This is a genomic window from Hyunsoonleella sp. J2K-J805 (assembly GCF_057167125.1).
In genome coordinates, this window is record NZ_CM169901.1 from 2,242,710 (window position 1) to 2,256,938 (window position 14,229).

14 protein-coding genes and 2 tRNA genes are annotated in these 14,229 nt (G+C 35.8%); 5 read left to right on the forward strand and 11 right to left on the reverse strand.

What is annotated here, in order from left to right; genetic code table 11:
* Positions 1-14: 14 nt before the first annotated feature.
* On the forward strand, positions 15-2,756 hold the full coding sequence (locus tag AC1B0Z_RS09970) for a 2-oxoglutarate dehydrogenase E1 component (RefSeq protein ID WP_483791839.1): 2,742 nt from the start codon (positions 15-17) through the stop codon (positions 2,754-2,756).
* 34 nt (positions 2,757-2,790) lie between these two features.
* Entirely contained in the window at positions 2,791-4,008 is a 1,218-nt protein-coding gene (gene odhB / locus AC1B0Z_RS09975; protein WP_483791840.1) for a 2-oxoglutarate dehydrogenase complex dihydrolipoyllysine-residue succinyltransferase, read from the forward strand.
* 181 nt (positions 4,009-4,189) lie between these two features.
* Here odhB and AC1B0Z_RS09980 read toward each other — a convergent pair whose 3' ends face one another.
* The 7 genes from AC1B0Z_RS09980 to AC1B0Z_RS10010 all read right to left on the reverse strand — a co-directional run bounded on the left by AC1B0Z_RS09980 (position 4,190) and on the right by AC1B0Z_RS10010 (position 8,567).
* The gene (locus AC1B0Z_RS09980) at positions 4,190-4,669 is read right to left on the reverse strand and encodes an ExbD/TolR family protein (protein ID WP_483791842.1); all 480 of its coding nucleotides are present in this window, start codon (positions 4,667-4,669) and stop codon (positions 4,190-4,192) included.
* A gap of 20 nt (positions 4,670-4,689) precedes the next feature.
* Positions 4,690-5,295 (reverse strand): ExbD/TolR family protein, encoded by a 606-nt coding sequence (locus tag AC1B0Z_RS09985; RefSeq protein WP_483791843.1) that lies wholly within the window; start codon positions 5,293-5,295, stop codon positions 4,690-4,692.
* A gap of 6 nt (positions 5,296-5,301) precedes the next feature.
* Positions 5,302-5,736, reverse strand: a complete 435-nt coding sequence (locus AC1B0Z_RS09990) for a hypothetical protein (RefSeq protein ID WP_483791844.1) — start codon at positions 5,734-5,736, stop codon at positions 5,302-5,304.
* A 21-nt stretch (positions 5,737-5,757) separates the two neighbouring features.
* Positions 5,758-6,534 (reverse strand): MotA/TolQ/ExbB proton channel family protein, encoded by a 777-nt coding sequence (locus AC1B0Z_RS09995; protein ID WP_483791845.1) that lies wholly within the window; start codon positions 6,532-6,534, stop codon positions 5,758-5,760.
* 74 nt (positions 6,535-6,608) lie between these two features.
* Positions 6,609-6,696, reverse strand: a tRNA-Ser gene (locus tag AC1B0Z_RS10000).
* A 75-nt stretch (positions 6,697-6,771) separates the two neighbouring features.
* A complete protein-coding gene (locus AC1B0Z_RS10005) occupies positions 6,772-7,803 on the reverse strand; it encodes an asparaginase (RefSeq protein ID WP_483791846.1) in 1,032 nt (343 codons plus the stop codon).
* Positions 7,800-8,567, reverse strand: coding sequence for a TatD family hydrolase (locus AC1B0Z_RS10010; RefSeq protein WP_483791847.1), 768 nt, complete (start codon positions 8,565-8,567; stop codon positions 7,800-7,802). The genes AC1B0Z_RS10005 and AC1B0Z_RS10010 overlap by 4 nt, the downstream gene beginning before the upstream one ends.
* Positions 8,568-8,650: 83 nt before the next feature.
* Here AC1B0Z_RS10010 and AC1B0Z_RS10015 point away from each other — a divergent pair, with 83 nt between their 5' ends.
* Entirely contained in the window at positions 8,651-9,094 is a 444-nt protein-coding gene (locus AC1B0Z_RS10015; protein ID WP_483791848.1) for a retropepsin-like aspartic protease family protein, read from the forward strand.
* A gap of 48 nt (positions 9,095-9,142) precedes the next feature.
* Positions 9,143-9,772: a response regulator gene (locus tag AC1B0Z_RS10020; protein ID WP_483791849.1), complete on the forward strand. Its 630-nt coding sequence runs from the start codon at positions 9,143-9,145 to the stop codon at positions 9,770-9,772.
* Between the two features lie 502 nt (positions 9,773-10,274).
* On the opposite strand, the gene AC1B0Z_RS10025 is transcribed toward AC1B0Z_RS10020, so the two are convergent.
* From AC1B0Z_RS10025 to AC1B0Z_RS10040, 4 genes are all read right to left on the reverse strand, one after another.
* The gene (locus AC1B0Z_RS10025; protein ID WP_483791850.1) at positions 10,275-10,550 is read right to left on the reverse strand and encodes a F0F1 ATP synthase subunit delta/epsilon; all 276 of its coding nucleotides are present in this window, start codon (positions 10,548-10,550) and stop codon (positions 10,275-10,277) included.
* An 81-nt stretch (positions 10,551-10,631) separates the two neighbouring features.
* The gene (gene atpD, locus AC1B0Z_RS10030) at positions 10,632-12,140 is read right to left on the reverse strand and encodes a F0F1 ATP synthase subunit beta (protein WP_483791851.1); all 1,509 of its coding nucleotides are present in this window, start codon (positions 12,138-12,140) and stop codon (positions 10,632-10,634) included.
* Positions 12,141-12,307: 167 nt separating this feature from the next.
* Complete coding sequence (locus tag AC1B0Z_RS10035; protein ID WP_483791852.1) at positions 12,308-12,964, reverse strand: 50S ribosomal protein L25/general stress protein Ctc; 657 nt, start codon at positions 12,962-12,964, stop codon at positions 12,308-12,310.
* Between the two features lie 27 nt (positions 12,965-12,991).
* On the reverse strand, positions 12,992-13,933 hold the full coding sequence (locus AC1B0Z_RS10040; protein ID WP_483791853.1) for a ribose-phosphate pyrophosphokinase: 942 nt from the start codon (positions 13,931-13,933) through the stop codon (positions 12,992-12,994).
* 145 nt (positions 13,934-14,078) lie between these two features.
* Here AC1B0Z_RS10040 and AC1B0Z_RS10045 point away from each other — a divergent pair.
* Positions 14,079-14,160, forward strand: a tRNA-Leu gene (locus AC1B0Z_RS10045).
* Positions 14,161-14,229 lie beyond the last annotated feature (69 nt).

A 14,229-nucleotide genomic window follows, 5' to 3' on the forward strand; every position in this document is an offset into this window, starting at 1 on the left:
AGCACAAAAATACAATGGATAAATTTTCCTTTTTAAACGCTGCTCACACAGCATATTTTGCAGATTTGTATGATCAGTATCTGCAAAATCCAGACAGTGTAGAACCTAGTTGGAGAGCATTTTTTCAAGGTTACGATTTTGGTACAGAAAATTACGGACTTGATGGTGAAATAGTTGAAGGTGTTACCACCCAGATACCTGAGCATATACAAAAGGAGTTTCAGGTTGCCAGATTAATTGATGGTTATAGAGGTCGTGGTCACTTATTTACCAAAACCAACCCTGTTAGAGACAGAAGGACATATACACCAACTCTCGAAATTGAAAACTTTGGATTATCAGAAAGTGATTTGGATACTGTTTTCAATGCTGGAGAAGTTTTAGGCATTGGTGCTCAAACGTTAAGAAAAATATTAGAGCATCTTGAACTAATGTATTGTGATTCTATCGGGGTAGAATACATGTATCTTAGAAATCCGGATGTTATTAAATGGTGGCAGGACAAGCTAAATACAAATAATAATCATCCAAATTATTCTCCAGAAACAAAAAAATACATCCTTTCTAAATTAAACCAAGCCGTAACTTTTGAAAACTTTTTGCAAACAAAATATGTAGGTCAAAAACGTTTCTCCCTAGAAGGAGGAGAATCCTTAATTCCTGCCATAAGTAACACGCTATATATGGCGGTGGAAAAATATGGTGTAAAAGAATGTGTTTTAGGAATGGCACATAGGGGCAGACTTTCCACTCTTGTCAATATTTTCAGAAAACCATTGCACGAGTTATTTAGCGAATTTGATGGAAAAGATTTTGAAGATGAAAATATTGATGGCGATGTAAAGTACCATTTGGGTCTTACGCTTGATAAAACCTATCAAAACGGGAAGTCAATAAAAATGAACTTAGTTCCAAACCCATCACACTTAGAAACTGTTGGGCCAGTAGCTGAAGGTATCACCAGAGCTAAAATTGATGATGATTATGATGGGGATGATTCTAAGATTATACCAATACTCGTGCATGGTGATGCTGCCATTGCAGGACAGGGTATTGTTTATGAAGTAGGGCAAATGAGCCAGTTAAATGGATACAAAACTGGAGGGACTATTCATATTGTAGTAAATAATCAAATAGGATTTACCACAAATTATCTTGACGGACGATCAAGCACATACTGTACTGATGTTGCCAAAGTAACCCTCTCCCCAGTTATGCATGTAAATGCCGATGATGCTGAAGCTGTTGTGCATGCTGTAGAAATGGCATTGGATTACAGAATGAGATATAAAAAAGATGTATATATTGATTTGTTAGGTTACAGAAAGTATGGTCATAACGAAGGAGATGAACCTAGGTTTACCCAACCAAATTTGTATAAAAACATCTCAAAACACCCTAATCCTTTCAAAATATATTCTGATAAGCTAATTGCAGAAAACACTATAGATAAATCTTACTCCGAAGGTATCGTTTCAGAGTTCAAAGACACCTTAGAAAGCGAATATGAAAAAGCTAAGGAAGCAGATTCATCAAAAGTGCGTGAATTTATGCAAGAACGTTGGGGTGGGTTTGAACGCCAAGGTGTTGACGCTATGCTAGAAACTAACAACACCGCCTATTCTGAAGAAAGCTTAAAGCATATTTCAAAAGTTGTTTCCACTGTACCTAAAGGGCAAAAGTTTTTACGGAAAGCGGAGCGAATTTTACAAGGGCGTGCAAAAATGGTTTTTGAAACTGATACCCTAGATTGGGGAATGGCAGAAACATTAGCCTATGGAAGTTTGATGGAAGAAGGCTATAATGTGCGTATCTCGGGTCAAGATGTAGAGCGCGGAACATTCAGCCATCGTCATGCTATTTTAAGAGATATTATTTCTGAAGAACGTGTAAACCTATTAAACACCAACCCAAAAAATAAGGGTAGGATGGATATCTTTAATTCCTTTTTATCTGAATATGGCGTACTTGGGTTTGATTATGGATACGCCATGGCAAACCCAAATACATTAACTATTTGGGAAGCACAATTTGGTGATTTTAGTAATGGCGCTCAAATTATATTCGACCAGTATTTATCTGCTGCAGAGGACAAATGGAAGGCGCAAAATGGCATTGTAGTGTTGCTACCTCATGGATATGAAGGACAAGGTTCTGAGCACTCATCAGCAAGAATGGAACGTTATTTACAGTTGTGTGGAACTGACAATATGATTGTTGCCGATTGTACTACGCCAGCCAATATGTTTCACTTGTTAAGACGACAGATGAAACGTGATTTCAGGAAACCTCTCATTGTTTTTACCCCAAAAAGTTTATTGCGTCACCCTAAAGCGGTATCATCAATAAGTGAACTTGCCGATGGCCAGTTTAAAGAAGTAATTGATGATACAATTGACACAAAAGCAGTTGAAAAACTGGTATTCTGTACAGGAAAATTTTATTACGACTTGTTAGCTAAACGCGAAGAAATTGACAAGAAAACCGTTGCTTTAGTAAGAATAGAGCAGCTTTTCCCATTACACTTAGATAAAATTCAGCAAGTAATAGAAAAGTACCCTAATGTTAAAAAATATATTTGGGCTCAAGAAGAACCAGAAAATATGGGAGCTTGGAGTTATATGCTGCAACGTATGAACTTAGTAAAACTTGAAGTAAATTCACGACCATTTGCTTCGGTTCCTGCTCCAGGTTCTAGTACACGTGATAAAAGAAGGCAACAACGTGTTATTAATAAAGTGTTCGATATAGAATAAGAATAAACCAAAATACAATTAAAATTATTTACATATGATTTTAGAAATGAAAGTACCATCACCAGGAGAATCTATTACGGAAGTAGAGATTGCTGAATGGCTTGTAGAAGATGGTGATTATGTTGAAAAAGATCAAGCTATTGCTGAAGTAGATAGTGATAAAGCTACCTTAGAACTACCAGCAGAAGCCAGTGGTACTATTACATTAAAAGCCGAAGAAGGAGACGCTGTTGCAGTTGGAGCAGTTGTGTGTCTTATAGATACAAGTGCTGAAAAACCTGCCGGTGGTGAAGCACCAAAACCAGAAGCTAAGGACGAAGCACCTAAAAAAGAAACTGCTTCCCCAACACCGCAAGAATCTGAGACAAAAACATATGCTACGGGAACAGCAAGTCCTGCTGCAAAAAAGGTTTTAGCAGAAAAAGATATTGATGCAAATACCATTAAAGGCACTGGGAAAGACGGGAGAATAACAAAAGATGACGCTATTAAGGCCGTACCTTCTATGGGAACACCTTCTGGAGGGAACAGAAGTTCTTCCAGAAGTAAAATGTCCATGCTTCGTCGTAAAGTAGCAGAACGCTTAGTAGAGGCTAAAAACACAACGGCAATGTTAACTACGTTTAATGAAGTTGATATGTCGCCTATTTTCGCATTAAGGAAAGAATATAAAGAGACTTTTAAGACAAAACATGGCGTAAGCTTAGGGTTTATGAGTTTCTTTACATTAGCTGTAGTTAGAGCTCTTAAAATGTATCCTGCTGTTAACTCAATGATTGATGGTAAGGAGATGATTTCTTTTGATTTCTGCGATATTAGTATTGCTGTTTCCGGACCCAAAGGACTAATGGTACCTGTAATGCGTAATGCAGAAAATTTAAGTTTTAGAGGTGTAGAATCTGAAGTGAAGCGTTTGGCTATAAGAGCAAGAGATGGGCAAATCACCGTTGATGAAATGACGGGGGGAACATTTACCATTTCAAATGGAGGTGTTTTTGGAAGTATGCTATCTACACCAATTATCAACCCTCCCCAAAGTGGGATTTTGGGCATGCACAACATTGTGGAGCGTCCTGTTGCTGTTGATGGTAAGGTTGAAATAAGACCAATTATGTATGTTGCACTATCTTACGACCACAGAATTATCGATGGCAAAGAAAGTGTTGGTTTCTTAGTAGCTGTTAAAGAAGCCTTAGAAAATCCTGTAGAGTTATTGATGGATAACGATGTTAAAAAAGCTCTAGAACTCTAAAAAGCTTATATAGTTTTTAATATTATAAAGGCGAAACAAATAAATGTTTCGCCTTTTTATTATTTATCGCTGTTAACTTATAAGTGCTCTCTAAATACTATACCTCAAACCATAAATATATCACATAAAAAAAGTCAAGATTGTTATCTTGACTTTTTTATAATATTAAGATTATTTTCTCTTACCTCATATTGTTTAAAGCATCACCAACACCAGTGGTATAATTTATTTTTAAAGCGTTTGTTTTTCTCAACTCCTGCTTCACATCTCCTACAATTCCCATATTGGCTTCTTTGTCTACTTTAAGCGAAACTGTCAAAAATGGAATAAGCTCTTCCCTAAGGGCAGCACGTTCGGCTCCAATAAATGAAATAACATCACCAACAGAAGCAAAATCATCATTTAATTGAATTCTAGCTTCTGTACCGTATTGCTTGTAATTAGCGCTTGGCTTTCCCATGTAAATGTAGCTCACAGGGTTTTTTTTGTCAAGTTTCTCAACTTGATTTGCAACAGGTAGTGAATTTTTTATTTTAAGTTCATTTTCTCTCATTACAGTAGCCACCATAAAAAAGAATAATAACATGAAAACGATATCAGGTAGGGATGCCGTATTAATCGGTGCTAACCCTCCATCTTTTTTCTTTTTAAACTTAGACATGTTTTTAAGTTTTAAATTATTTATTCAACTACTTCAGAAAGTTTTTGTGGAATCTCCAGTTTGATCTGATCTATCAAATCTCCTAACTTCTTTTTATCTCCATTCCACCTTACATCATCATGAAGTTGATTCATTTCTTGATAATTCATATTAGGAAAACCTTTTGAAGAGCCAACTTCTAAAGCACGCCTGTTTCTCAATTCATTATATGCCGCTACCAACTCGTTCTGAACAGATATATAAGCGCCATATGACGTCTGACGGTCATTCTTTAAAGATATAATAGCCTTATCCGGATTATCGGAAGAACTAGGATCTTTAGGACCTTTACAGAAATCACAAGAACCATCACCATTATTATCTAAAAACTCTACTGCGGCTTTTCTCAAATCCTTAATTTCCATAGGTTCATCTTCGACAAGCAATTGATCATTCTTATTAATCAGAACTGTGAAAATATTTTTTTGCTTAATTATTGGCGGATCTGTTTCCTCAATAGGAGGAAGCTTTCGGTTAATTCCCGAGTCTTTCTCAATGGTTGTAGTAACCAAGAAAAATATCAATAATAAGAAGGCAATGTCGGCCATAGAGCCTGCATTAACTTCCGGTGCTGATCTTTTTGCCATAATTAATTATTTAATCATTTTTTTAACTCCGTAAAACAACATTGATGCTCCAGCTATAAAGATAAGGAAGTAAAACAACCACAATCCTGCCCCTAATAACTTAGAGCCTCCAGCAGAAAGTGTTCCACCATCTTTTAAAGGTGTTTCTACGCCTTGTGCAAGACCGAAATAGCAAATAAGTGCTAATAAAGCAAATAGCCCTAAACTTCTAAGTGTACGTTTAAGCGTATCTGGATTAGTAATTATATTCTTCAAACTAAACAGTACTACAAAAAGTACAACTAAGCCTAAAATGATATATGCAATAAACATAATCGAATCAACAGAGCCACTTGCGTCTCCAGCCTTTACAGCGTCATCACCTGCCGAAATTATCATAGCCAAAAATAATATGGAGAGTACTCCAACTATGGCTAATACTATGGTTAATATTTTTTTCATAATAGTTACAATATTAAATTATTACTTTTTGTATTTGATAAGCATATCCATTAAGGAGATAGAAGAGTCTTCCATATCATTAACGATGCTATCTATTTTAGCAATAATATAATTGTAAAATATTTGAAGAATTATGGCTACTATAAGACCAAATACAGTTGTTAAAAGTGCTACTTTAATACCACCTGCAACTAAGGTAGGATTCATATCCCCTGCAGCTTCGATTTTATCAAATGCTTGAATCATACCTATTACCGTACCCATGAAACCAAGCATTGGTGCTAGTGCGATAAATAAAGAAATCCAAGATACATTTTTCTCAAGTTGTCCCATTTGAACACCTCCGTAAGCCACAACCGCTTTTTCAGCCGCTTCAATACCTTCATCTGTTCTATCTAAACCTTGATAAAAAATAGAAGCAATTGGTCCTTTTGTATTTCTACATACTTCCTTAGCAGCTTCTACACCACCAGAAGCTAAAGCATCTTCAACGTTTTGAGTTAATTTCTTTGTATTTGTTGTAGATAGATTTAAAAAGATAATTCTCTCAATAGCAATAGCTAAACCTAGAATTAAACACAACAATACGATACCCATAAATCCAGGGCCTCCTTCAATAAAACGCTTTTTTAATCCTTGATGAAAACTTAGCTCTTCGTCAGCTGTTGCTGCCTCTTCGCTCTCTTGAGTAGTTACAACAGTTGTGGCAGCAGTATTTACTGTTGCATTGGTAGTTGCATTTGCTGTTCCGAATGCCATCATTCCTGCAATGGCAAGGATAGAAAATAATCTTTTCATGTTCTAAATCTTAATTTTATTAGTTAAAGTGTTAAAGATATAAAAAATACAATTAAAAACTAAATATAATTGTGCAGAGAGGAAGGGATTCGAACCCTCGATACCCTTTTGAGGTATACACACTTTCCAGGCGTGCGCCTTCGACCACTCGGCCACCTCTCTGTGGCTTAATCGTAATTTTTAAGGGAGACCAAATAACAAAAAAAAAATCAAACGGTAAAACCTTTGCAGTTAATTTTAGGCCATTTCTCCTCTAAGCGGGGTTTCAAACTTGGTTTTTAGCTCTTTAACCGATTCATCCTTACCCATTAGATACATAAGTTTTGTTATCGCTGATTCCGTGGTCATATCCTTTCCAGATATGACACCTATACGTTTTAAATGGCTACTCGTTTCATATTGCCCCATATTTACACCTCCGCCAACACATTGGGTTACGTTTATAATGGGTATGCCTTTTGAAATAGACTCCTTTAAAACATCAAGAAACCATTGGTCGGTAGTGCAATTACCAGACCCATAAGTCTCCAAAATAACACCTTTTATATTTGGATTAGCAACAACACTTTTTACAAAGGATTCGGTAATCCCAGGAAAAAGTTTAATTACGGCAATATTATTCTCCAACCTTTTATGAATCTTTAAAGGTTTACTATTATCAGTTTGAAACAGATATTGACGGTTAATTTTTAAATGAACGCCTGATTCTACCAAACATGGATAGTTTAAAGACTTAAATGCTTGAAAATGTTCCGCGTTAATTTTAGTGGTGCGATTACCACGGTACAATTTATATTCAAAATATAAGCAGACTTCCTTAATAACTGGCTGATTGTTCTCTCGTAGAGAAGCAATTTGAATAGAGGTAATTAAATTCTCTTTGGCATCCGTTCTTAAATCTCCAATTGGCAATTGTGCACCTGTAAAAACTATCGGTTTTGCTAAATTTTCCAACATAAAACTCAAAGCCGACGCTGTATAACTCATTGTGTCACTACCATGAAGTATTACAAAGCCGTCAAATTTATTGTAATGAGACTCAATAATGTCTGCTATTTGCGTCCAATATTCAGGATTCATATTACTAGAATCAATAGGGTACTTAAAGGATATGGTCTCAATTTTGCAATCCAGCAGTTTCAATTCTGGTATTTGCTTTAATAAATTATTGAAATTGAATGCATGTAGCGTCCCAGTTTCAGCATCTTTCACCATTCCTATTGTGCCACCAGTGTAAACTAATAGTATGTTTGGTTTAACAAGACTCATATTCTAAAAACGTCTTTTGAATTTTGGGTTGTAATTTTTGCAACCTCTTCTTTTGAAACCTTATAAATTTCAGATATTTTTTCCAACACATTTATAATGTAGGCACTTTCATTACGTTTTCCCCTATAAGGTACTGGTGATAAATAAGGCGCATCGGTTTCCAGCACAATATGCTTCAAATCTATTTGATTTAAAAACTGATCTATTTTTCCATTTTTAAACGTTGAGACACCTCCAATGCCCAATTTCATATTGTAGGATATAGCTCGATGTGCTTGCTCTAAAGTCCCTGTAAAACAATGAAATACACCGAAAAGGCTATCATCTTTTTCAGCTTCCAACACCTCAAAGACTTCATCAAAAGACTCCCTGGAATGAATCACTATGGGCAATTTATATTTTTTTGCCAACTGAATTTGATATTTAAATGCCTTTATTTGAATATCCAATGTGGTTTTATCCCAGTATAAATCAATCCCAATTTCACCAACAGCATAAAACTTTCGTTTTTCCAGCATGTCCTCCACATGCCGCAATTCTTCCAAATAATCGTCTTTTACATGTGTAGGATGCAAACCCATCATTAAAAAAATGTTTTCTGGGAAATCTTTTTCTAATTGAAGCATGGATAGCGTATACGTTGAATCGATTGCAGGAATAAAAAATCTAGAAACTCCAAGTTCTAAAGCACGATAAATCATATCATGTCTATCTTCATCAAAGGCTTCACTGTATAAATGGGTATGGGTATCAGTAATAATCAATTATAAAATACTTAATTATGTTTAACCGTTTTATTTGTAAAAGTAATTGATTTTATAGATTATATTTGTTTAAAACTGAACTTATGGATGTCTCGCTTCAAAATTTTCTTCTTGAAAAAGGCTACACTAAAATCAAACTAAGACTTACCAGGACCAATCATTTTGAAATAAAGGCTTCAATAAACAATGTTAAGGGCAGATTTATTTTGGACACCGGGGCCTCCAGTTCCTGCGTAGGTTTTGAAGGCATTAATCTTTTTAATTTAAAAGTAAAAGACTCCAATATTTTAGCGGCAGGAGCGGGTGCTACGAATATGGAAACCAAAATGTCCAAGAAAAATAAAGTTAAAATTGGTAAATGGAACCATGATAAAGTAGTTCTAGTGTTATTTAATTTAGTTCATGTAAACACAGCTTTGGTAAATCATAACTCAAAACCAGTTGATGGCATTATTGGTGCAGATATCTTAAAAAAAGGGAAAGCCGTAATTGATTATGAGAAAAAATATCTATATTTAAAATTGTAAATCTTAAAGGATTTGCTCAATTAATAGCAATAATATCCCTAGACTTAAATGCACACATCTATAGTAATAGCAGATGACCATCCGCTAATGCTCAGAGGTTTAACAGATTTCCTTACTTCCAAAGGCTATAATATCTTGGGCAGTGCTGAAGATGGTAAAACTGCGTATAACCTTATAGTAAAACTTAAACCAAAAATTGCCATTCTGGACATTAGAATGCCTTTTAAAACTGGTTTGGATATTGCAGAATTAGTGCAAAAAAACGATTTACCTACCAAAGTTATCCTAATTACGTTTGATAAGGAAGAGCAACTGTACGACCAAGCTCTAGAGTACGGCGTTTACGGCTATATTTTAAAGGAATTTGCTATTGAAGAAATAGAAACCTGTATTGCCCATGTAGAAAATAACCAGGCCTATTTTAGCGAGGAAATAGCAGAATATCTTAATCACAACCAAAACAACATACCTGAAAAGTTAGGGCTTCTTACAAAATCTGAGTTAAAAATTGTAAAGCTGATATCAGAAAACAAAACATCTCAAGAAATAGCCCAGGAACTATCCATTTCGCCAAGAACGGTTGATAAGCACCGAAGCAATATTGTGTCAAAGCTTGAATTAGATTATAAACCTACTTCATTATCCATTTGGGCCAATTTAAATAAGCCTTTTTTATAAAATACGTACAAGTACGTATTTTATAAGTCTTTGATATGATTTACTTTTACACTGCTATTAATTAGTTCTTAGGGAGAATTATTGAAAGTCCTAGATTGTAAAATCTAGGGCTTTCGTCTTTACGGCATATTCAAACTGTAAATAAAAATACGTACAACTGCGTATTTTTTTTTTGAAGTCTTACACATACCTTTACGAAAGCTATTAATCAATTCTTTTGAGAGAGAATTACCTGAAACTCTGTATTGTAGTGATACAGGGTTTCTTTTACCGACCTCAAAAGAAACCCTAACTTAAAATTATTAATCCATTATGAAAACTACAGAAACTATCCTGGACACTTCATTTGCAATTGGGCTGGCAATACTAGTGGTAGCCACAATTACAATTAACCTACTGGTTATTATTTTATAAACTTTATTTTTATTTTAGTTAGTTGAAATGAAAAACCCCGAAACATTGCGTTTCGGGGTTTTTTAAATATTCGAGTTCTAAAAGCTTCTTAATCTGCCAGCACAATAATTTTATTGTCCTTCATTTCAATAGTACCAGAACTAATTGGTAGCCAAAATCCTTTATTCGTCTTTGTGAATTTTGATTCCACTTCTTCGTCTAAAGCTATGTTTCCAGATATTTTAACGTTCCCTTCTTTAAGTAACGACACTATCGGTGCATGATCTTTCAGCATTTCAAATTCACCGTTTACTCCTGGAACAGCCACAGAATCTACTTCTCCACTAAATAACGTCGCTTCAGGCGATACAATTTCTAAATACATAATTTTTTAGTATTCAGTATTCAGTATTCAGTACGCAATGCCGGCTTACTGCCAACTGCGACTGTAAACTGCTTACTAATTTTAAGCTTCAGCTAACATTTTCTCACCAGCTTCAATCGCATCCTCGATAGTACCCTTAAGGTTAAAAGCTGCTTCAGGAAGGTGGTCTAACTCGCCGTCCATAATCATGTTAAATCCTTTAATCGTTTCTTTGATATCTACTAATACCCCAGGGATACCAGTAAACTGCTCAGCTACGTGGAAGGGCTGAGATAAGAAACGTTGTACTCGACGCGCTCTAGATACAGCTAATTTATCTTCTTCAGATAGTTCTTCCATACCAAGGATTGCAATAATATCTTGTAATTCTTTATAACGTTGTAACAACTCTTTTACGCGTTGCGCACAATCATAATGGTCATCTCCTAAAATGTCCGCTGTTAAAATTCTTGACGTAGAATCTAATGGATCTACCGCAGGGTAAATACCAAGCTCAGCAATTTTACGAGATAGTACTGTTGTTGCATCTAAGTGAGCAAAAGTTGTTGCTGGTGCAGGATCTGTTAAATCATCCGCAGGTACATATACAGCTTGTACAGATGTAATCGAGCCTTTTTTAGTTGAAGTAATACGTTCTTGCATAGCACCCATCTCTGTTGCCAATGTTGGTTGATAACCTACCGCAGATGGCATACGTCCTAATAATGCAGATACCTCAGAACCAGCTTGTGTAAAACGGAAGATGTTGTCTACGAAGAAAAGTACATCTTTCCCCTGTCCATCTCCAGCACCATCACGGAAATATTCTGCAATAGTTAATCCTGAAAGCGCTACACGAGCACGAGCTCCAGGAGGCTCATTCATTTGTCCGAATACGAAAGTTGCTTTAGAATCTTTCATAGCTCCTTTATCAACTTTAGAAAGATCCCATCCACCTTCTTCCATAGAATGTAAGAAGTCATCGCCATATTTAATAATACCAGATTCTAGCATCTCTCTTAAAAGGTCATTTCCTTCACGAGTTCTTTCTCCTACACCAGCAAATACTGATAAACCACCATGACCTTTTGCAATATTGTTAATCAACTCCTGAATTAATACCGTTTTACCTACACCAGCACCACCAAATAAACCAATTTTACCACCTTTAGCGTAAGGCTCAATCAAATCGATTACTTTAATCCCAGTAAATAAAACTTCTGTAGACGTTGATAAATCTTCAAACTTTGGTGCTTGCCTATGGATAGGTAAACCTTCTTTACCAGCTTTAGGCAAATCTCCTAAACCATCAATTGCATCACCAATTACATTAAATAATCGTCCGTAAACATCTTCACCAATCGGCATTTGTATTGGAGCGCCAGTTGCATTAACTTCAGTACCTCTGCTTAAACCGTCAGAAGAATCCATCGCAATAGTACGCACTGTATCCTCACCGATATGAGACTGTACCTCTAGCACTAAAGTAGAACCATCTGGTCTATTAATTTCTAATGAATCATAAATTTTTGGAAGTTCTGAACCTGCTGCAAACTCAACGTCAATAACTGGTCCTACAATTTGGGCAACTTTACCTGTAACTTTAGACATTACTTATGTGTTTAATATTATGCGACTTAATTGATAAAAGCCTCTTTTAGTTTTCGCGTGCAAAGATATATTTTTTAATTTAAAACTGAAGTCGATTTTAAAGGTTTTTTACAATAAAAAAGCACCCCCTGTCCAGAGGTGCTTTTATGGTTTTATTTATGGAATAATTATTCCTGAGAAGCCTCTGCTGCTGGTGCTTCTGCTCCAGCTCCTTCAGCTGGTGCTTCTGCTCCTTCTTCTCCTTCAAGTTCTTCTTCGTCTTCATCATCAACAATTGCAGTTCTAGCCGTTTTAATCTGGCAAACTACAGTGTTATCTGAATGTAGGAAAGTATATCCTTCGCTTGGTAAATCGCCTACCGCAACTTTATCACCTATCTTAAGAGGTGTAATGTCTATTTCGATAAAATCTGGCAAGTTTGCTGGAAGTGCTTTAATACGCAATTTTCTGTTGTTTCTTCTTAAAACACCACCGTTTTTAACACCTCTTGAATTACCAACAAGTTGAATAGGAATATTTAATGCAATTTCCTTATCCTCAAATAACTGATAGAAGTCTACATGTAAAATTCTGTCCGTTACTGGGTGAAATTGAATGTCTTGAAGTACTGCATTTAAAGTTTCTCCATTGTCAAGCTCAATCACAACTGTATGCGCATTAGGCGTGTATACTAGTTTTGAGAAAGCCAATTCTGGTGCAGAGAAATGCAATGGCTTATCCCCTCCGTATAATACGCAAGGAACCTGTCCAGCATTACGTAAGGCCTTTGTTGCTTTTTTGCCCACGCTTTCTCTTTGAGATCCGTTGATTGTAATTGATTTCATAATTGATTTATATAATTGTTTATTAATTTACATTACAAATTTTGAGCTGATAGAACGGTTATGATGTACCTTTTCCATAACCTCTGCAAATAAATCTGCACAACTCAATACTCTAATTTTATCGTTTTCTTCTTTTAAAGGAATGGAATCTGTTGTGATTAACTCCTCTAGTTTAGAATCAGACATCCTTTCATAGGCGCTACCCGACAATATTGGATGAGTACAAATAGCCCTTACACTAAGTGCCCCTCTTTCTATCATCAAATCTGCAGCTTTAGTTAAAGTTCCTGCTGTGTCAACCATGTCGTCAACAAGCACAACATTTTTACCAGTAACATCTCCAATCAATTCCATATGGGAAATTACATTGGCCTTTGCGCGTTGCTTATAACATATTACCACATCGCTTTCCAATGCCTTAGAATACGCATAAGCTCTTTTTGAACCTCCCATATCTGGCGAAGCAATAGTTAAATTTGGCAAATTTAAACCCCTTAAATAAGGTAAAAAGATGGTAGATGCGAATAAGTGATCTACTGGTTTTTCAAAGAACCCTTGAATTTGGTCCGCATGCAAATCCATGGTAATAATTCGAGTTGCACCAGCAGCTTCCAACATTTTTGCGACTAACTTTGCTGCAATTGGCACTCTTGGTTTATCTTTTCTATCCTGTCTTGCCCAGCCAAAATACGGCATAACTGCGGTGATATGTCTTGCAGATGCTCGTTTAGCGGCATCAATCATTAACAGCATTTCCATTAAATTTCTTGGACTTGGATGTGTTGATCCAATAATAAAAATCCTAGCACCTCTAATGGACTCCTCATAAGATGGCTGAAATTCCCCATCACTATATGTGGAAGTTATAACATTGCCCAGTTCCTCACCAAAAGCCTTGGCGATTTTCTCACCTAGCTCTGTACTTTGTGTACAGGCAAAAATTTTAGCTTCAGTTTTTACAACACCCATGGTTAACTAGTTGTTATTTAGGATTTAAAAAGATAGGTTTTTAAAACGAGGTGCAAATTTATACATTTATTTCAACCTAAAAAGTATAATCTGTTTAATTTTAGTTGTAATTCAATAAAAAAAATTATTTTTGCAGTCCTAAATTGCTCAAGTGGCGGAATTGGTAGACGCGCTGGATTCAAAATCCAGTTCCTTCGGGAGTGTGGGTTCGATTCCCACCTTGAGTACAAGGGCCTTAACACGAATGTTGAGGCCTTTTTTATTTCATTACCTAGTTTAATTACCTTTGCATTACC